The organism is Arthrobacter cryoconiti (genome assembly GCF_020905375.1).
Classification (GTDB): Bacteria; Actinomycetota; Actinomycetes; order Actinomycetales; family Micrococcaceae; genus Specibacter; species Specibacter cryoconiti.
Map to the genome: position 1 here is coordinate 126,031 of NZ_JAJJBU010000019.1, position 17,613 is coordinate 143,643.

The 17,613-nt window shown below is 57.9% G+C and carries 20 protein-coding genes; all 20 read right to left on the reverse strand.

What is annotated here, in order from left to right:
- Complete coding sequence (locus LOH53_RS10640) at nt 1-1,089, reverse strand: hypothetical protein (protein WP_230067710.1); 1,089 nt, start codon at nt 1,087-1,089, stop codon at nt 1-3.
- Entirely contained in the window at nt 1,086-1,238 is a 153-nt protein-coding gene (locus LOH53_RS10645; RefSeq protein ID WP_230067711.1) for a hypothetical protein, read from the reverse strand. The genes LOH53_RS10640 and LOH53_RS10645 overlap by 4 nt, the downstream gene beginning before the upstream one ends.
- Nucleotides 1,239-1,247: 9 nt before the next feature.
- Nucleotides 1,248-2,609 carry a phage tail fiber repeat family protein gene (locus LOH53_RS10650; RefSeq protein ID WP_230067712.1) on the reverse strand — a complete coding sequence of 454 codons (1,362 nt, stop codon included), beginning with the start codon at nt 2,607-2,609 and terminating at the stop codon, nt 1,248-1,250.
- Nucleotides 2,610-3,572 (reverse strand): hypothetical protein, encoded by a 963-nt coding sequence (locus LOH53_RS10655; protein ID WP_230067713.1) that lies wholly within the window; start codon nt 3,570-3,572, stop codon nt 2,610-2,612.
- Nucleotides 3,573-3,748: 176 nt separating this feature from the next.
- On the reverse strand, nt 3,749-4,624 hold the full coding sequence (locus LOH53_RS10660) for a hypothetical protein (RefSeq protein WP_230067714.1): 876 nt from the start codon (nt 4,622-4,624) through the stop codon (nt 3,749-3,751).
- A complete protein-coding gene (locus LOH53_RS10665) occupies nt 4,621-7,905 on the reverse strand; it encodes a phage tail tape measure protein (RefSeq protein WP_230067715.1) in 3,285 nt (1,094 codons plus the stop codon). The genes LOH53_RS10660 and LOH53_RS10665 overlap by 4 nt, the downstream gene beginning before the upstream one ends.
- Nucleotides 7,906-8,152: 247 nt before the next feature.
- Nucleotides 8,153-8,368: a hypothetical protein gene (locus tag LOH53_RS10670; RefSeq protein WP_230067716.1), complete on the reverse strand. Its 216-nt coding sequence runs from the start codon at nt 8,366-8,368 to the stop codon at nt 8,153-8,155.
- Nucleotides 8,369-8,460: 92 nt separating this feature from the next.
- Nucleotides 8,461-9,120 carry a hypothetical protein gene (locus LOH53_RS10675; RefSeq protein ID WP_230067717.1) on the reverse strand — a complete coding sequence of 220 codons (660 nt, stop codon included), beginning with the start codon at nt 9,118-9,120 and terminating at the stop codon, nt 8,461-8,463.
- Nucleotides 9,121-9,143: 23 nt separating this feature from the next.
- Nucleotides 9,144-9,359 carry a hypothetical protein gene (locus tag LOH53_RS10680; protein ID WP_230067718.1) on the reverse strand — a complete coding sequence of 72 codons (216 nt, stop codon included), beginning with the start codon at nt 9,357-9,359 and terminating at the stop codon, nt 9,144-9,146.
- 81 nt (nt 9,360-9,440) lie between these two features.
- Nucleotides 9,441-9,959, reverse strand: a complete 519-nt coding sequence (locus tag LOH53_RS10685) for a phage tail tube protein (protein ID WP_230067719.1) — start codon at nt 9,957-9,959, stop codon at nt 9,441-9,443.
- Nucleotides 9,960-9,961: 2 nt separating this feature from the next.
- A complete protein-coding gene (locus tag LOH53_RS10690) occupies nt 9,962-10,174 on the reverse strand; it encodes a hypothetical protein (RefSeq protein ID WP_230067720.1) in 213 nt (70 codons plus the stop codon).
- 11 nt (nt 10,175-10,185) lie between these two features.
- Nucleotides 10,186-10,614 (reverse strand): hypothetical protein, encoded by a 429-nt coding sequence (locus LOH53_RS10695; RefSeq protein ID WP_230067721.1) that lies wholly within the window; start codon nt 10,612-10,614, stop codon nt 10,186-10,188.
- On the reverse strand, nt 10,614-10,973 hold the full coding sequence (locus LOH53_RS10700) for an HK97-gp10 family putative phage morphogenesis protein (RefSeq protein WP_230067722.1): 360 nt from the start codon (nt 10,971-10,973) through the stop codon (nt 10,614-10,616). Before LOH53_RS10700 ends, LOH53_RS10695 begins: the two co-directional genes overlap by 1 nt.
- A gap of 12 nt (nt 10,974-10,985) precedes the next feature.
- The gene (locus tag LOH53_RS10705; RefSeq protein WP_230067723.1) at nt 10,986-11,405 is read right to left on the reverse strand and encodes a DUF6093 family protein; all 420 of its coding nucleotides are present in this window, start codon (nt 11,403-11,405) and stop codon (nt 10,986-10,988) included.
- Nucleotides 11,402-11,776: a hypothetical protein gene (locus LOH53_RS10710; protein WP_230067724.1), complete on the reverse strand. Its 375-nt coding sequence runs from the start codon at nt 11,774-11,776 to the stop codon at nt 11,402-11,404. The genes LOH53_RS10705 and LOH53_RS10710 overlap by 4 nt, the downstream gene beginning before the upstream one ends.
- A gap of 99 nt (nt 11,777-11,875) precedes the next feature.
- Complete coding sequence (locus LOH53_RS10715) at nt 11,876-12,952, reverse strand: phage major capsid protein (RefSeq protein ID WP_230067725.1); 1,077 nt, start codon at nt 12,950-12,952, stop codon at nt 11,876-11,878.
- A gap of 10 nt (nt 12,953-12,962) precedes the next feature.
- Nucleotides 12,963-13,313, reverse strand: a complete 351-nt coding sequence (locus tag LOH53_RS10720) for a DUF2190 family protein (protein WP_230067726.1) — start codon at nt 13,311-13,313, stop codon at nt 12,963-12,965.
- Between the two features lie 2 nt (nt 13,314-13,315).
- Complete coding sequence (locus LOH53_RS10725) at nt 13,316-14,584, reverse strand: hypothetical protein (protein WP_230067727.1); 1,269 nt, start codon at nt 14,582-14,584, stop codon at nt 13,316-13,318.
- A 238-nt stretch (nt 14,585-14,822) separates the two neighbouring features.
- Nucleotides 14,823-15,872, reverse strand: coding sequence for a phage minor head protein (locus LOH53_RS16935; protein ID WP_230067728.1), 1,050 nt, complete (start codon nt 15,870-15,872; stop codon nt 14,823-14,825).
- Between the two features lie 190 nt (nt 15,873-16,062).
- Complete coding sequence (locus LOH53_RS10735) at nt 16,063-17,604, reverse strand: hypothetical protein (RefSeq protein WP_230067729.1); 1,542 nt, start codon at nt 17,602-17,604, stop codon at nt 16,063-16,065.
- Nucleotides 17,605-17,613 lie beyond the last annotated feature (9 nt).

Here is a 17,613-nt window from a genome sequence, read left to right on the forward strand (position 1 = left end):
TCAGGCGGGGCCAACATCATCGACGACTAGTGTCGTCGCGCCCGTGACCGCAGAGACGATACCTGCTGTTATGACTGTTTTTGCCTGCAAGCTGAACCGGACCGACCCACCAGCGCCGGTGTTATACCGGCCAGAGAACCCGATAAGTCCATCCCCCAAACCCGCCTTCGCGTAACTTTTGTTAGTGACGTTGATTTGATCCCCAAAAGTGCTTCCAGAGGCACCGCCGGCCTTGAGGAAGTAGGCGGCAACCAGCCCGTCCGTGTTGCTCTGGCCCTCGGACTGTGCGGTGATCTGGATCCATCGGTTGGGCTCGACTGTGAGTATCGCTTCGGCAATGAAATTTAGAGCTGTCCCGAACGACGTGTCAAAAGTACTGAGCGCCTGGGCTAACTGGCCTCTCGGTGGGCCGCCCCATTTGGTTCCCGTCCAGATCTGCACCGGTATGCCAGCTAGGTCAAGCCTGAGTACTTGCTGCCCGATAGCAGGCGCCGTGATCGTGGCCCGGTCAGCTACCGACCGGACTGGTAGTGGTGCGCCCCGGGCGGCTGTAATAGGGAAAACTTGGGTGATCGTGCTCGGGGCCTGATTCGTGCCTGTAGTCCCTGCGAAGATTTGAGCCTCAGCAATCACCAAGGCACCGGCAGGGACATCACCGATCGGTTTAGTCGGTGATGCTGCAGCGCTTCCGACAGTGACACCGAAGATCGCCGTGTTATCTGCTACCCCACCAACTGCCGGTACCGTGTCGCCTTTCGCGGCGTCGTTTTGCTTCACCCAGAGCAGGTCCCACCGCGAACCAGCACCGGGCGCATTATCGGTGGCCACCGAAGTGCTGCCGGTAGTCGTTGGCGTATACACGCCTTCGCCCACCGTACGGTTAATAACCGATTGGACCGGGATGATGTCGTACCCCATGCCAGCTTTCGGGGTCACCACATTTACTGCACCAGTCACTAGTAGGCCGGAACGTGGTACCCCTGGTGCGTTCTCCGCGTATTGGCCAGCAATGGCTAAGCGGTGTTCTTTCGGTGTGGTGCCGATAATGCCGACTAGCGCGACTCCCGGGCCACGATTTATTGTGCTCATGCTTTCACCCCGGAGCTGTTGATAGCAGCAGCAGTCAGAGCATCCATGACGACCATGGCTGCCGTAATGACGCTTTGGTCTGTCGTGGATCCGCACCCGGTGCTCGACGTGCCGTTGTCATTGCTGATGATTAGTTGAATCTGGGCCATTTGGTCCTCCTAAAAAGCTGTGTATGGGGAGATTTTTATTGTGTAAAAAGGGGCAGCAGCACCCGACGTCCCAATGGTTGTGCTCCCGAAGGGTGAAGTTGCTTGTGGGTCGATAACGGTTGCTGTGCTCGTGGTGACCGGGATGTCAGCGGAAGCGGTGACGTTGGCGAAGTTTGGACCTGATACGCCGTTGACTTGACCTCCCGCGGGTACCGAACCGTTGACAAGGATCTGGATCGATACCAGATTTCCTGAAGTCGGATTAGCTTGAAGCTGCGCGAAAACACTAATGAGGTATGGGACCCCGACCCCGAAAATATCTGCCGGGACAGTCACTGCAGCAGCAAAACTGACGTAACTCGTTCCTAGGCTCTCCGGTAACGAAGTGCCAGCTACACGACGGTATCGAAGCTTCGCAGCCTTAGCGTCCAGCGCTGCTTGTAGCCCGGTAACGTTGGCGATCGTGTGCGTGTGTCCTGTGTTTGTTTTACCGGCTAGGGCAATACTCGTGGCCGTGCTGATCGGCTTGTTCACGTCGGATGTGTTGTCTACGTTGCCGAGCCCGAGGTCACCCTTGACCAGAACCACGACGCCAGTCTTTGTATTCACGGAATCGACTGCACCGCCGACTGGAAGCCCATCCACAGTGAATGGGCCTTGAGCGTCCACGCCGTTGCGAGCGTTGAGGTGCAGAATCCCCTCGGACAGCGTCCCCGAGATACCAGCCGCCACACCCCCGGGGAGCGATACGTCCTCATAGTCCTCATTGTTGATCTCTACGATCATCTGGCTTGGCGTGAAGTACCCGTAAGAGTTTCCCTTCCTGCCGAGTAAGCCGTTGCCGCCCCCCGGGTTCAAAGCGTCGTCCCACGCCCCGGAACCGATGCTCGCCGAGTCGGGGGACACCCGTGAGTTTGAGTATGCGACTATATTGGTCCCCACCTGGGGGCCGTTTCGCAACAACTCAGTCGCTGAAAAGCTGGTAATCTCCCGGCCACGCTCACTGACAATTCTTGGGTCCTTTGCACCCTTTGAATCACCAGTGCTGAAATAGAGGCCCGGCTGCAGGTAGTCGAACCCTACCCAGGTGTTTCTTGCCCACCGGTTAGATAGCGAGCTGACGATCTCAATCGGGTCCCCGGTCTGCCAATCGCGGCCCTTACCTTCGACGTTGACTTGGCCCTCATTCGTGACCGTAATGTCCCCGCCGTCAACATCAATTTTCCCCCCATCGGTGAGAGACATCGACTGCTGGGGTGCTGCGCGCTGGAGCACCTGAATGTCACGCCGAAGCGAAGCTACAAGCTTCATCAGTCGTGTGATGGAGTTGGGCTCCCGGCTATTCCTGGGTACGCCGTCTAGATCATCCATTTAGGCCCTCCCAATGATCGGCGCAAGCCCAATCTTTACTGTCTCTGTGTGGTCCCCGTCGATGGACATCATGCGAACCCTGACCCGGCCCGCATCCAGCATCGGATGATTCTCCGGAATGATCGCTTGCGCCCACTCACCGGGCAAGTACAACCCCAGCCCTGGGTGAGCATCGGCCCGGACTGACACCGACCAGTCCTCTACCGGGAACCTGTTAGCAGCAATATCGGCGTCCGCGTTGGATTGGAGAATGCTTTGATCCTCAACGTCCTTAGAAGCCGCATCAGTCTCAGTCCACGGATACCCGGCCGTGTCGATCAGGGTAGTGTCTTGCGCCCAGGCAAGCTTCATAGTCTCCGCTGAACCGTTACCGGGCTGCCATGCACGGGAGGCCATGTTCGTTGCGTCCTCTACTGTCCCGAAGCCGACAACACCAGACTTTTCGACCGTGCCGTCCCACACCCAATCAGGACCAGCCTGCGTCAGGAGCGGTGCGGTATCGGTGCCGGTCTCCATAACCCATTCCACATAGCGGGCATCATCAGCCCGGAAACGTGGACGAAAGCGGATATCCGGGCCACGCTGAACACCAGTCAGGTTTTTCAGGAGCTCGCCAAGCCACGGCAACGTATACCCCTTGTAATGGCGCTCATTTATGCCCGCCAGCACGTCAGGAAGCACAATTGGTAGGCCCGGATTCTTCGGGTTCGTCTGAATACTGATCCGAACGAGCTCACGAGCGATACTGCCCAGCGTCTTACCCACCACATCCAACGACGTAGCGGCCGGCGACTGGTTATTAGCAAGTGCCACCCACGGGAGCGCTTTGACGACATCAAGAATTGACCACATACCTGCTGCCGTTACTTGCACAGTCTCTTTAGCCGGGTCGTAAGCGCGCTTCCAAACCGGCCCAGCTTCGAGGATCGTGTCACCATAAGCGATGCCAAGAAACTGCTTCAAAGGGGCAGTGTTAGCGCGGACGTTTAGACGTGCGACTTCCCTAGACCTGACAGGAATGGTTATCGACAGGGGGCCAGCGTCATTGAGGCGCAACCCCCACCCCGACGCTGACACTGGAAGGTCAGCACTGATAAGCCCAGTGACCGTATCACCCACGAAAACCCGGAATCCGTTGCTCACCACCATGCCGGGACCACCTCCGTGGACAAGAGCGCGCCAGTAGAACCGGGAGCCTCAAAAAGCCACGTCCCGGTCTGGCCCTTACCAAGCCGTACCCAATCGCGGCGGACCAGCTCCGATCCACGGTCGTTATCGCCGTCGAGCATCACTGACCCGTCCGCAGAGTCGAGACGAATCACTTGGCCAGGGATTACAGCGCCCGCGTAAACAAGTCGGCGTTGTGTCCCCAACTCAGTGATCGTGAACCCGTAAGGCATGTCACCTGTCAGGGTATGGACAACGGGCGTGTCAGCAGTCCCCACATTGGTCAGCTGCAAAGTGCCGGGCGTACCAGCAGGACCATAACTAAGCGCACCACCGGGCGAGTACAACGGATAATCTAGCCCGCCACCATCGATACTCACCCCGGTGGACGCGGTCAGCGCCTGACCATACTTACGAGGATCAGCAGCGAACAGCTGCACTTGGTACTTGAAGATGCTGGACGTTAGCCACTCAATGGAGAGCTCATTGGCGAGTCGAACATCAGCGGTCTGTAGCCCGAAGAGCGAGTCAACAACAGACATCTGCGCAAACGTACCGTCCGCAATCATTGATGTCAGCCGGTAATAAGCATCAACCGCCGCTTGCTCGCTGGAAAACCGGGCGTTGCCCTCCGCAATGATGAGGCGCGAATCCCGCAAACCCCTCTCGGTGAAGCTTCCATGCCCCCATAGCCGATCTGTTTTATCGGCCCTAACGCCCGGTGTGCCGAACCATCCATCAAACCTTTCCAGCTTGAGCAACGCATCAGAGTCTTCACGACCAAAAACCATGCCATCGAGCGTGGCGCTAATGAACCTCTCTGGAAGCTCAAAAAATCTAAAGCTCATCGACGCGCCCCCCTCATCGCAACTTCGAACATGGACCGGGCGGCTACCTCTGGAGATACCCCTACCGGCGCCGAAACATCAAAATGGAAATGGTTCTCAACCGCTTGGGAAGCACCCGAACCACCAACACTTGGCGCGTACGCTGACCGGCTCATGCCCACCCCGTACCCGCCAGCAAGTGACTTTGATGGGGCCTGATAGGTACCGTCATTGATCGCCTTGAGCAGCGGGTAATTCTGTTTCGTAGCCTGCTCGTTGACGATCATCTCGCCGGACCGGATCTTGTACGCCGAACCGTTCTGTGTCCGCGCAAAAACGTTATCCACACGAGGATTAGACGGCGGAACACCAGGCACAATGCCACCACCAGCGAAACCGACTAGGCCACCAGTCCAGCGCCCCGGGTCCATGCCACCACGCCCGCCACGCCCCTCAGAGATGTGAGTCTCTTCGTTGATCGACCTGACTATGTTCTCGAACGTGTTGACATAAATGTCAGTCTTTTTCGGGATCGCATCAATCGCAGCTTTAGTATCTGCCGCCTTCTGACGTGCAGTGTCAGCCATCCACGTATCAATATTCACGCCCGGTGGGATGCGAAGAATTCCGCGTGTTAGCGCGTCCGCTTCCTCGGAGCTCTTGCCCATTGCCGTGTATCCGTTGACAAGGTCCGTGTATGTTTTCTTTAGCGCGTCTTGCACTGCTGCTTGCGCTTCAGCATTAGTGCCATATGATGCCGAGTTTTTAGCTATCGATTCAGCAACTGCAATTCCAGACTTAGCGATAGCGTCAAGGGCTGCTTCATTGTCCCGGCCAGCCTTTGTTGTGATATCCAGATTCTGACCATTTTTAGCCAAACTCGCGCTGAACGCATCCAGCGTCTCGTTGTACCCGCGTGCAGCGTCCCTTGATGACAGCGTAAGTAATCCTGCCGCCACGAGTGACTGCGTGAAAGTGTCAAGATTAGTGATCGCACCCTGTGCCGATACGCCAATCTCTTCAAGGCCAGCAGATAGTGTCTCAGTCTGCTTAGCCGCCTCCTCAGTTGCCGCGGCAGCGTTCTCCGTAGACTTTTGCGCAGCGGCAAGACGTGCCGGAATCTTACCCTGAGCGAACTCAAGAAGCTCCTCAGCATTCAGATCGACGCCAGCAGCATGAGCTACACCCAGCAGTGATTCCTTGTAGGCTGGCATTTTGTCAAGGGCATCCTGTGCGCCTTGGCCGTTCTTCTTGAATTCTTCGGTGAGTAGATTGAAAGACTTCGCGGCAGCAGCAGCACCACCATTGTTAGCAAGATTACCGAGTTCACTACCGAGGCCTTTTAGGCGTTCCTCGATCTGTCCAAGCTCACTCTTTGGGAGGTTAAGAAACCCGGTGAAGCCGTCGAAGAACTGGTTTATGTTCTCCTGCGAACCATGGTTTGTGAGCTTATCAATTGCGGCTGAAACACTGTCAATGTTCTGAACAGTTTCCTTACCGCCGAACTTGTCCCACCCCTGAAAAACACTGTCGAGGTCTGATGACTTCGCGGCCTTGCCAGCGCTACCAACCTGCAAAATTGCGTTCGCATAATCGGATGCCGTCTTTACTTCTTTGTCCCCAAAGATGGCACCGGCAGCGCTAAGGGCCAGCAGTGCGACGGTAGCGATGCCGGCAGCTTTACCGACCTTTCCAAGCCCAGACGCAAGCGGTCCATTAGTGGTTTGCAAAGTCCTGAAAGCGTCACGAGCGGACAACACTTTAGGGAGCATGGTCAGGAACGCCCCGCCAAGCAGGGCCGCCCCACCAGCAGTACCAATCAGACCAACACCGAGCTGTAACATTTCCGGTTTGACCTTACCGAGCAAGTCAACAAGATCCTCGGCACCCTGAACAATCCCGCGTAATGACTGTGCCGCACCCTCACCACCCTTGATGAGGACGGTGTCAAAAGAACCACCTAGCTTTTCAATATCGCCCGCAAGGTTGTCCTGCTTGATTGACGCTGTTGCAGCAGCGAAACCAGCATCGTCAACAGCATCAATCCACCCCTGGATACCAGTAGAGCCCTTCTCATAAAGAACATTTGCGGCACGCACAGCATCAGATCCAAAGATGACCCCAAGTGCCGCGTTGCGAGACTCAGAATCAAGCCCCTTCATCGCGTTCTGTAGCTGACCAGAAAATGCCGACAGGCCAATAAACTTGCCAGAAGCGTCATAAGCCGAAATGCCCAGCTCATCCATTTTGGCTTGGGCTTCCTTGGACTGCGGGGTAAGACGCTGCAACATTGACTTGAAAGACGTGCCAGCGTCAGACCCTACGAGTCCGGCAGACGCGAACGCGGCCAGCCCGCCAGTTGTTTCCTCGATAGTGAGACCGGTCTGTGACGCCACAAGCCCGGCCTGCTTGAGCGCCATGCCCATATCTTGGACAGAGCCCTGAGCCTTACCAGCACCAGCAGCCAAAAGATCGGCAACGTGAGGAATATCAGTACCAGCAAGCTTGAACTGAGTTAGAGCTGTGGCCGCAATTTCAGCGGACTCACCAACACCCAAGGACCCTGCAGCGGCCAGTGAGAGCGCCCCCGTCAGGCCACCGTTGAGGATGTCCTTCGTGGAAACGCCAGCCTTGGCTAGCTCATCGATACCCTGCGCGGCCTCCTTTGCGGAGAACGCCGTGTCAGCGCCTGCATCAATCGCCGCCTCACGCAGTAAATCCATATTGCCGGCAGTCTCATGAGTCGATGCACGGACCTCCGACATTGCCTGGTCGAACTCTGCAAACTTGTGGATCGCCAAACCAACACCAGCAACCGCAGCACCACCGAACGCAAGTAGAGATGTCCCAGCAGTGCTCCACGCCTCCTCATTCTCGCTAGCAGAAGCAATTAGAGAATCAATGCTAGAACGGGAAGCAACCGTAGCCTGTGCCGCTCCGGCGGCGGCGGCAGCAGTCTGAGCCGCGTACTCTTGAGTGGCATCACTGGCCGTTGCAAGGCCTAGCTCCGCCGCGTGAGCCTCCGTTGCGACGTTCCCAAACTGATCTGTCAGGCGCCCCGCCGCGTTGTAGCTGAGCCCAAATCCCTGTGCCGATTCCTGCGCAGCCTTACCAATGTCGAATAGCTCTTTACGAGTTGTCGCCGCGGCATCCTGCGCCTGCGTCATCGCACCAACAATGGTCCGGCCAGCCCCAGCGGTTGCCGTACCGGTCGCTGTCGCAGCCGCGGCAGCTGCCGCCATATCACTGCGGAAGTTACCTATCTCGGCCCGGAGTCTGACGACTACGCTGCGTTCCGCCATGTGGGACCTCCAAGATATGAAATTTATGGTTGAATCAGTGGATGGAACCTACAAAAAAGAGCGCGACAAAACGCCACCCGCTAACTGGAGCTGGCATCGTCGTGGGGGTAATCGGATTGCTGCTACTAGTTCTGCCAATGCTTGGTGGAAGCTTCGGATCTCCGGCAGCAGTCTTATTTCTCTTAGTGGCAGCGGTGCTTATGGTCTCCGGATGGATGATCCGTATGAGACAAGCGGCTGAGCGTCGCTAGAACCCATCAGCTTCCACAAGGGTTATTTTCTGCCCTGGGTAGGTGTCCCGGTTCTTGTCTTCACGGAGCGTGTCTAGTGGTTCGCAGCCGTGACAAATGTTGTCCGTGTCCGCGATATGCCGCCCCAGGTTATGGTCCCCATGAGTGACGCTGTAATGCAGTCCGCAACCAGAACACAGCCCGTCCTCATACGCGGTCAGCGCCAGCGCCATGATGCGATCCTTGAGCGTCCAAGTACCATCGTTAGGGCGCGCCGTCCGCAACACTGTTTGGGGAATCTTCCACTCTCGCGCCGTACGCGCCTCTAAGAGGACATGGCCCCACCGTCGGAGGGCGAGGGCTTCAACGATTTTGGGACCTGCACCTGGGGTGCTTCCACTGAGGCGCGCGTGTAAGCTGCTGTGATCACGGCCAGCTGAGAATCACCGATTACCTTGTACAATCTACGCACCTGATCCGGCGACATGACCGGGTCAACCAAGCATGCAGACAAGGTTCGGATTGACACTTCCCGCTCAACAACCTTGCTCGTAGCATCGACGGTCATGCGTCGGATAACCTGGTTTATCTCACTCGGGATAATTACTTCAGAGCGTCGGCAACCATCGCGAGCTTCTTGCACGGCACCCTTAGCGGCCTCGTCAATCTCCTTGGCAAGATCCTTCTTGACGGCCTTTCGGATCGCGCCCTGCTCCTCATCGTCAAGGAACGTCACGCGCATCTCTATTTTTGATGCGCCCATCTGCACATGCAACGCATCTATCTGGGACTGCAAATCCGAGCCGTCACCGTCAGCGTATGCGTCGTCATCAACTGGAGCGGCTGGAAGTAAGCGCTGCTCAGCTTCCAACTTGTCAATCACAGCCAGCAGATCACCGCGACCATATACAGTCACGGCACGCTCGGTGCGCTTACTGCCATCCAGCCACGCGTCAAGGTCAAAAGTTTCTGGTGTTTCAGTCATGGTGTTCTCCAAGGGTTTGTGGTTCAGGATTCTTTGGGTGCTTCGGTCACTGGTGATGGCCGTGACTTGGCCTGGATACTCAGATCAAGCTCAAGAGCGTTGGCTAGTGTGATGACGTCTGACAGTGAAGCGGTCGACTTGCACACGACGGCCAGAAGGGCATTGGCTTTGCTGACGTCTTCTTGGCGGAGGTCCTGCGTGTATGTGGACCCGAATAGCTGGTCTGTGAGTGATGGCATTTCAGTCTCCAAGGGGTGGGGTTCCAAGGGTGTTGAACCTGCCGTGCGCTCCCTTGGAAAAGCGCACGGCAGGTGGTCTTGTTAGGTAGCTGCTACGACGGCGCGTTCGTCAACTTTGTCTTGGACAAAGAACGGCAGGCCGGTCTTCTCGTAGGAGGCTTTGGTGGGTGACAGGACGCGGGGCGTCCCTGTTAGGATCTCGAACACGCGGACCTTGTCGGTGGCCTTGAACGGGATCTCATGGGCTTTCTCGCCGTCCGCGATCTGGCCGATACGTTCCACCAAATACCCGGCAATGTTCTTGCGGGTGAATGTGGTGTAGACGATGTCGTCGGCCTCGTCCTTGTACCGGTAGGCGTTCATCATCGCCTCGTAGTTGGTGCGGCCCGGCGCCTTCGCGTTCGATGACCCGCAGTATGCGGGGTCGTCGATCTCGTCGTCACCGGTGGCGCCAAGGGTGAAACCGTCCAAGCTGATCCGGCAGGACAGGTCAACAATGCCGGCGCCGTTCAGTTCGGTCAGCAACGGCGAATGGTAGTTGGCCAGGGTGGGGACGTACACGAGTTTGCGGTTGTCGTCCGTGAGCATTTTCTGCACCATGGTTACTTACCTTCCTTCTTGGACTGGACTTCTTTGAGCTGTGGGAAACGGCCGTCCAGGAATGTTTCGGGGACGGGCCGGTCAAGCTTTTTGCCGGTGACGGTGTCGTAGACGTACACCGATTTGCGGGGGTCGAATGTGCGGGGTTCGGTTACCTTGTCGTCGGCCACTTCGGGCACGGCGGGTTCGGTCACCTTGGTTATGCTGGTTGCCACGGTGGGCCTCCTTAGTTGGTGATGAGTCGCCACGGGAGTGGCAGGAAGAATCGGGCCGGGTTGGTCCCGTTGTCTGGGATCGGTGATTGGGTGGTGAACCCTGTTTCGTCGGGTTTCACCCACCCGGCCCCGACAGGCAGGTTGCAAAGGACCTGCCGGACGTCATGGGTGACTTGCAGGGCGATCAGCATTGATGCACCAACACAGGTCGTTTGGAACCGCCAATCAAGTTCGTCCATGCTGATCTGCTGCGTGTAGTCGGTTTCGTTTTCGAGGTTCGCCCCGGCGCCTGCGTAGACGGTCACGTAGGGGAGGATGTATCCGGAACTGTCAACCGGGACACTCTTGGGGACCTGCCCATCAAAGACAGTCACGCCGGGCAAGGTCAGGAGCGCAGCACGGACCTGGGCGTACAAGATTGCCGGGTTTATTGGCGCCATCAAATAACCCCGTCCACAATCTGCTCCATAGCCTGCACAAAACCCGGAACGTTCCGGTCAGTGGCCGGGCCCATAAAAGGTCTTGCTGGCATGGTCGACGTACCAATTTCATGGAAGATGCCGTAATTAGCGTCAGGCCCGACTTCACCGGAGAGCTTCCCGTCATACAGGTAGGAAACTGAGCTGCGAAGGTTGCCCGTATCGACAATGTCCTTCTCGGTGATGATGCGTTTCGCGTCGGACTCAATATCGATCAACGCTTTATGGACAACGACCCCGGCCATTTGCTTTACTTTTGCGCCGGAACCTTTCAGGTCGGCGGCGAGCTCAAAGATTTCGGACGCGTCAAAACCGGCCACGGGTCACCGCCTTTACGAAGGGTTTTCTTGGGTGAGGTTCTCAACACAGACAAGGTCAAGTTCCCATTCGTAGGTGCCGCCAAGAATGTCGATGATGCGCAGTTCACGCCCAATCACATGGACAACGTCACCGCGTTCACCAGCCCGCAGCTTTGGGCCACCGACCGGGCACACCACAAGATATTGGCGCTGCGTGATGGGTTGGTCGCCGACAACAATGTCGCCGGCGCGTTGAGACTTTTCTTGCACCCGGGCGTTGAAGTTATCCCAGACGATCGTTGACCCTGACCATCCGGGCGGGATCGGGTAAGGTGCGGGGCCGTCGCTTATGCGGTACACGGTGGCCGGGGATTGGAGTGTTTGCTCAACCACCGGGCGGTGCGCCTCAGCCCACCCGTCCGGGATGACCTGCCAACCAGGCAGCGGGCTCACCAGTGTTCCTCCACGCCTTCTTGACCTGGCGACCAGCCGAACGGGATGACGTCAAAGAATGAATCATTGGCGGCGTCGGCTTCGTCGGCTCGCAACCTTAGCTCGGCGGCCTGCTTCCTTAGCTCGGCAGCGAACTTGGCGCCATCAACGCTGAGGTCTTGAGTCCTGATGACACGCGACTGCAGCAGGTCACTGGTGGCCATCGCGTCCAATGCGTCAGCTGCGGCACGCCAAATAGCGCATTGCGGTTCTGCAGCCTCGTACAGGCCAAGGTAGCCGTCCAATATTTCGTCACTAATCTTGGGCGGCGTTGAAAGGTCAGCGGTGAGGAGGCGGACCTTGCCGAGAGGGGTTTTGAAATCCGTTGGCATGATGGGCCTCCTATAAAGTTTTTGGGTGGTGCCAGTGCCGGAACCATCCCAGCGGTGAGACTGGAATGGTCCCGGTTGGTTGGTTGGTTGGTTCTGGTGCTAAGCGCCGGCGGACGCGTACGTTGCGTCCGCGAATAGCGCGGCGCCACCGGTAACGAGACGTCCGCGATACCAGATGGTGTCGTCGTTGAAGCTGCCAGCGTCGACGGGCAGGTCTCCGCCGCCCACGCTTGCGCCCTGATCGCGCTTGACACGGATGTCCACGTTCTCTTCACCGGTCATGGTCACCTTGGCAACAGCCGGGTTCTCAGATCCAGGCGCCGGCAACAGAGCCCACGAGGTGGCGCGCTTGCCGGTGTCGGTAATCGTGGCGGCGAGTTCCTTGGACTCGACCGGGGTGATGATGCCAGCCCACGGGTTGGGGAGACGTACCTTCTTGTTGCCGTCGGTGAACTCCACCTCGGTGGCGGTCAGCAAGCGGCGCACGATGGCACGGTTCCCGGGGGAGTGCAGGAGCACCATCTTGGACGTGTCGACCAGGTCGCCACGGAAGTTCTCCTTCAAACCAAGCCCGTTCAGGGCCGCGTCCAGGTTGTCAGCGCTGAGCGCCTTCGTGTCGACCGTGCCGAAGAACGATGCCTTGAATCCGGTTGCGTCGGCAATGGCTTGCATAACCTTCCGGTTCGCGGTGCGGATACCGTCGTTGGCGAGGCGTGTCGGGAAGTCCGACAGGTCAGAGAAGTCGCGGTTTTTCCGCAGCTCCCAGGTCAGGCCGAACAGCTTACCGGCCTTGCCCGCCTGGATGTCACGGTATTCCTCGGAAGCCTTGGCGGCCTTGTACTCTTCGCCCTGTGCGACGTCTTCGAAGTAGCCGCGGCCGAGAATGTCGACCAGTCGCTTTTTCTTGAAGTCGGTGACCTTGAACTCGTCGGCGTACAGCTTCCACTCCGGCTCGGCGGCACGGTAAGCATGGATAGCTTCGATCTCGAAGGCAGCACCGAGCAGGCCCGGGAAGTCTGAGGTCGTGAACGCTTCGAGCAGGCGCGCCTGTGCGTAAGCGTTCCCAGCTTCAGCGTCGTTGAACAGTTTCGCCGCTTCAAGGATGCGGCCATTGCGGGACGGTGAGGTCCGAAAACCCTCGGATTCGAGGATTTCGCGGGTGTTGAGGATTGTCATGGTTTTCTCCTTACGCGCCAGCGGCGGTGTCAGTGATCTTGCCGAATGGTGCGACCTCGACGGGGCCGAGTGTCGCCGTTTTTGCCGCGTTGGCGACACCGAACGGGAAGGACCCTGCCGCGGTTACGGAGAGGCTGTTGTCGGATGCTTTGATGTAGACGATGGCGCCCTCGGTGGTGACACCGGTGACGGGTACGTCGTAGGATCCGTTCAACCAGATAGTGACTTTCTCACCAATCGCGGCCTTGGTTTGTGCGACACCGACGTACTGGCCGATCTTGACTGGGGCGCCGGATTCGACAGCCTTCGTGGCGGTCAAGGCGATGTGTTTGTTGTGGCTGTAGCGCTGGTTAGTTGCCATGCTTACTTGCCTCCCTTGCGTGCGTTGAGGATGTCGGCTTCGGTGATGACGGGCGCAGCGGATTCGGTTGCTCCGATGCCGCGGACCTGCCCCAGACCGTTTTCTTTGGCCAGTTTGGCCAGGTATGTTTCCTCGGATTCACGCGCGGCGGTCACGGTTGCGGTGAGCGTGTCCGTGTCGAGCTGCAGCGCCTCGGTCAGTGGGATGTCGACTGTGGACTGGGCCACGATGCGGGCGACAACCGATTCGGACAGGTCAGCGTTTGCCGCCGTCACGATTGTGGTCGCGAATTCGCGGGCACGGTTCGCAGCCTTGGCCTTCGCCAGATCCGTCTTCAGTGAGACGTTCTCGGATTCCGTCGCTGTCAGTTTGGCTTCGAGTGCAGGCACCCGGCCGTGGGATTCTTCGAGGGTCGCGAGGCGCGTCTCCTCGATCTTGATTTCAGCCATGTTGGTTGTCTCCTTAGACTTGGCTTTTTCTTTTACCTCAGCCGGGATCGGAGAGGAATTCTTTGGTGCGGACTCGGCCGCTGGGGTGACGGGGTCGTATTCCACACGTCGGTGAACGAGTTCAGGGTCACCAACGAGGATTGCTTCGACGCCGTTGAGCGTGTACTTCTGGCGCCAGATCTTTCCCAGCTGCTCGAAGTACACGTACTCGCTGTCGTAGTCCTGCATCCACGCGTAACGATCCTCGGTGCGGTGCATGTCGCGCACCGCTGAACGCAGGTACCCGTCAATGTCCGACGCTGTTGTTTCGCGGACAACCGACCGTGACTCGATGGCGGTTGCGGCTTCCAGGATCTCTGCCACGTTCCCGCCACGACCAGCAACCGTCACCAAGTCGACACGGTTGAACGGGGACGCGATCAGTTTCTCAACGATGCGGCCCGACTTCGTGTCCTTGATGACGGCTGATGCAGCGACGGAAGCGCCAATGAAGTCGTGGAATTCCTCAACAAAGTCGCGCCACGCTGACCCGACCCTGACCTCGGCAACGAGTGCGCCGTCGGCATCCACGTACGCGTCCTCGGTGAGGACACCGACAAGGTTGCGAAGGTTTCCTTCGGGGCGTTCCATACGCTCATACTCGGTGTCGTGATTGATGTGGGACTGCGTTCCCCGTGGCCACACCTTGTCCTTAGCGGCTTGAGCAAGGACCTCGGCGGAGTATGTTCCGCTGCTGCCGACGCCTGGTGTAATGAGCTTCAAAAGCACTCGTCCTGGCCCGGTGCGGGATACCCCGGCGGACTCGCTGACAATGTCCGTCATGGCGGACCTCCTTGAGTTGTGGCACGCGCAGGATTGGCCAGCGGTGCGAGTTTTGTAGGGTTGAAGTGTGAGCGACGACGATTCGAACGACAACAGGGGCGCGCCAGGGGAATGCCCCGAGCATGAATACGTGCTTGAGCACATTGATCTAGCGGCTACAGGTGGGACGGTCTACATGACTTGTCGATTCTGCGGAGCTTTTGCCACTGCATAAGAAAAGCCACCAGGGTGGCGGTGGCTAACTTGGTTTCAGGTCTTTCAGGGGTGTCACAACATAGCTTTGACGCCAGCCCGGGTTGTCTTGGCGTTTGGCTAGGTCAGACCATTCGATTTCGTCTTTTACCAAGAGGTCGCGGCGCGTTTTGCCCATGATCTTGGTTTGTGAATCCGGCGTCAGATTCTCGTACCATGCTTGGGCGTCCGGGAAAATGTCGTCAGGTTCGGTTATGCCGGTAAACCCTAGTTCAGCCCAAGACTTCGTTATGTCAACGCGGGCGCAACGGCAATTTTGGTGCCCGTCAGGTCCCGTCGTTTCGGTGGGGAAAGTTTGGCCGTTCATTGCTAGACATGCCGGGCAGGTCCGGCCTGACAGGGCGCAGGACCAACGCCAATTTGCAAGAACATCCTTGCTGGCAAGCGCTGATTGCAAAGACGCTTCACGGTGGGCTGATAGTGTTTCGGTTCGAGCAATGGTCATGGCGCGGGTTAGCCCCCCGTTGAAGCGACCCTCCGCACCTTTGACAATGCGGCGGGCCGTTTCCTTCGGGTTTGTCCCTGTGGCGATACCGCGAACAAGTTCACGTTTCATGAGCCGTTCAACATCATCAAGTAGCGTGTTTGTTGACTTGTGGATGCGTTCCGCTGTTCGTTCAACGATGGCGGCTAGTGCCTCACCCGATACCCGGTCCCAACCTGCTACTAGTGCGGTCTTGTTTGCTGGTAGCTGTGATCTGATGGCATCAACCTGAGTCGTTCCACCAGCGCTTATGGCGTCTGGCAGGTCGACTGTGATGGTTTTATTTGTTAGCTCGGCTAAAGCTTCCAATTGTTCTTTAGTCGACTCGAGCGCTTGCCTGAGCCGGGATGATTTTCGTACTTGCGCGGCACCAACTCTGCCGTCTTTGGCCTGCGCTAACAGTTCGGCAATCGCCATATCGTATTCAGGTTTTAGCTTGTCCCAAGCCTGCGTCCAGCCGATGACGATCGCAAGTATTTGGGCATCCGTCAATGCCTTCATGGCGGCACGGTCGGCGGCGAGTATGGCAATGGTTTTCTTGTTTACCGCCACAACCCACCGCCTTTACTTCTTTGGTGCATGTATCATCGTGTGATTTTTTCGTAAGCCGCGCAGGCGTTGCAGTGTGGCCTAGTTGGCCGTTTCTCACGATGACCAAGCGCCCACACCACACCGAACAACAGCGAGCACACAATCCAACTCGCAAGGACCAACAGAATCTGCCACCACATCATGTCGCCTCCTAAACGATAGGGATTTTGCCGTCACGAAAATTGTCAGCGGCGACTTGGCCAGCATTCACTGCCGGGTCAATGAAGTCACCGTTATCATCAGTGATTTTCGCCAACCATTCATCCACATCATCAACACCTAGTGCCCGCATGGTGAGCCTTGCAATCAGCAGTTTCGGGATGGTCCCTGTGCCGTCCGCTGCTTCGATGGCTTTCATGATGGTTTCTATTGGCAGGTCGTTCAGGTCCGGCCACACAATGTCAAGGGTGCGGTCATCCCCGCCAGCCAAGGTCATGGCTAGTGTGTCGCCGCGCCGTGCCGTGCCACCCTTGAGCGGACCGCGCGGTGCCTGTATGGCCTGGTCAATGACGTAGCCAAGGATCGCCCGGTACGCTTCCGTCCACAAGCTTTGCCGGAACTGAAACTCTAACCGGGTGGGCAGATTCAGTGTCTCAGCCACAGCCCTCGCCCCGGTCTGCCCAGGATCCGCCGACAACGTGGTGACCGGCAGGCCGAGGGCGGCGGCAACCATGGACATGACCGGCCTGCCAGACCCAGAATCAATGGTCGCCCCAGACTTCGGGACGGCCTCGAGTTTCTGACCCTCAGACATTTCCACCGAGGAACCGGCTGGCATGTTGCTCAGGTCCCGCAACCCGGACCGTGCCCGCTGCGATGCTGGTGTTTTCTTGTCCCGGACCGCCGTAAAAGCGATCTTCGACAAAGCCTTGATGAGCATGGTCCAGTCTTCAAGGAATTCTTTGTAGGCCCGGGCCCATGGGAGTGCCGCGTAAGCGTCACCAATCCCGAAGGACCATCCGTCTAACCCGTTGTCGTGCAGGTGGTAGACGGGGGAGTCCCAGTTGATCCTGGTAGCGGTGCCGCCAAGATCTGCGGTGAACGTTTTGGCTCGCATCCCCGGACGGTAGCGAAGGTCCGGGTACAGTTCCTCATACTCGGTCGTACCTTCACGCCAGCGGCGCCGGTAGTAATGTGTGGTTCCCCGGTCCCCGGGTGCGGTGATCTTCTCCACAATCTCATCGAAGGGGAGTGTGCGTGCATCTACACGGCCATCTAACGGGTCTGTGAAGCATGTGATGAACACGTTGCCGTCAGTGCCCAGAGCTGTTTCGAGACGCACCTTCGCTTGGGCGCCGGTGAAGTTGGCCCTGTTCGAATCATCATCCAAGAACTGCTGAATGACAGCATTCACGTCCTGGGTTCCCTCAGTACCGTCGGCCCGTGCAGTGATACCAACGCCTTGCCCGTGCACGTAGGCGGCCCGCACAGCCAGACCTCTTTTTATTAGAGGGTTGGCTATGGCCATGAGCCTGCACAACTGGGCGGAACGTTTGAGTCCTTCACGGCTGAACTCGCCGGCCATATCCATGACCAGCCGCTCCCACCCGGCATCCTGCATGGCCAACTCAAGGGAACCAAGAGATTCCTGCAACTTTTCTAGCTTGTACTCTGCCGACGCCAAAGCACCCGACTCCGTCTCGGTGACAGTGGCGGACTCTTCAAGGCCCAAGAACTGGCGGATACGTCCCACATGGGCCTC

Excerpts from the sequence above, each read along its gene's own strand:
- LOH53_RS10650 (WP_230067712.1), bottom strand. The coding sequence starts at position 2,609 with ATGGATGATCTAGACGGCGTACCCAGGAATAGCCGGGAGCCCAACTCC.
- LOH53_RS10640 (WP_230067710.1), bottom strand. The coding sequence starts at position 1,089 with ATGAGCACAATAAATCGTGGCCCGGGAGTCGCGCTAGTCGGCATTATC.
- LOH53_RS10670 (WP_230067716.1), bottom strand. The coding sequence starts at position 8,368 with ATGGCGCTGGCGCTGACCGCGTATGAGGACGGGCTGTGTTCTGGTTGC.
- LOH53_RS10665 (WP_230067715.1), bottom strand. The coding sequence starts at position 7,905 with ATGGCGGAACGCAGCGTAGTCGTCAGACTCCGGGCCGAGATAGGTAAC.
- LOH53_RS10710 (WP_230067724.1), bottom strand. The coding sequence starts at position 11,776 with ATGCCAACGGATTTCAAAACCCCTCTCGGCAAGGTCCGCCTCCTCACC.
- LOH53_RS10720 (WP_230067726.1), bottom strand. The coding sequence starts at position 13,313 with ATGGCAACTAACCAGCGCTACAGCCACAACAAACACATCGCCTTGACC.
- LOH53_RS10715 (WP_230067725.1), bottom strand. The coding sequence starts at position 12,952 with ATGACAATCCTCAACACCCGCGAAATCCTCGAATCCGAGGGTTTTCGG.
- LOH53_RS10680 (WP_230067718.1), bottom strand. The coding sequence starts at position 9,359 with ATGCCATCACTCACAGACCAGCTATTCGGGTCCACATACACGCAGGAC.
- LOH53_RS10645 (WP_230067711.1), bottom strand. The coding sequence starts at position 1,238 with ATGGCCCAGATTCAACTAATCATCAGCAATGACAACGGCACGTCGAGC.
- LOH53_RS10675 (WP_230067717.1), bottom strand. The coding sequence starts at position 9,120 with ATGACTGAAACACCAGAAACTTTTGACCTTGACGCGTGGCTGGATGGC.
- LOH53_RS10725 (WP_230067727.1), bottom strand. The coding sequence starts at position 14,584 with ATGACGGACATTGTCAGCGAGTCCGCCGGGGTATCCCGCACCGGGCCA.
- LOH53_RS10695 (WP_230067721.1), bottom strand. The coding sequence starts at position 10,614 with ATGGCGCCAATAAACCCGGCAATCTTGTACGCCCAGGTCCGTGCTGCG.
- LOH53_RS10660 (WP_230067714.1), bottom strand. The coding sequence starts at position 4,624 with ATGAGCTTTAGATTTTTTGAGCTTCCAGAGAGGTTCATTAGCGCCACG.
- LOH53_RS10685 (WP_230067719.1), bottom strand. The coding sequence starts at position 9,959 with ATGGTGCAGAAAATGCTCACGGACGACAACCGCAAACTCGTGTACGTC.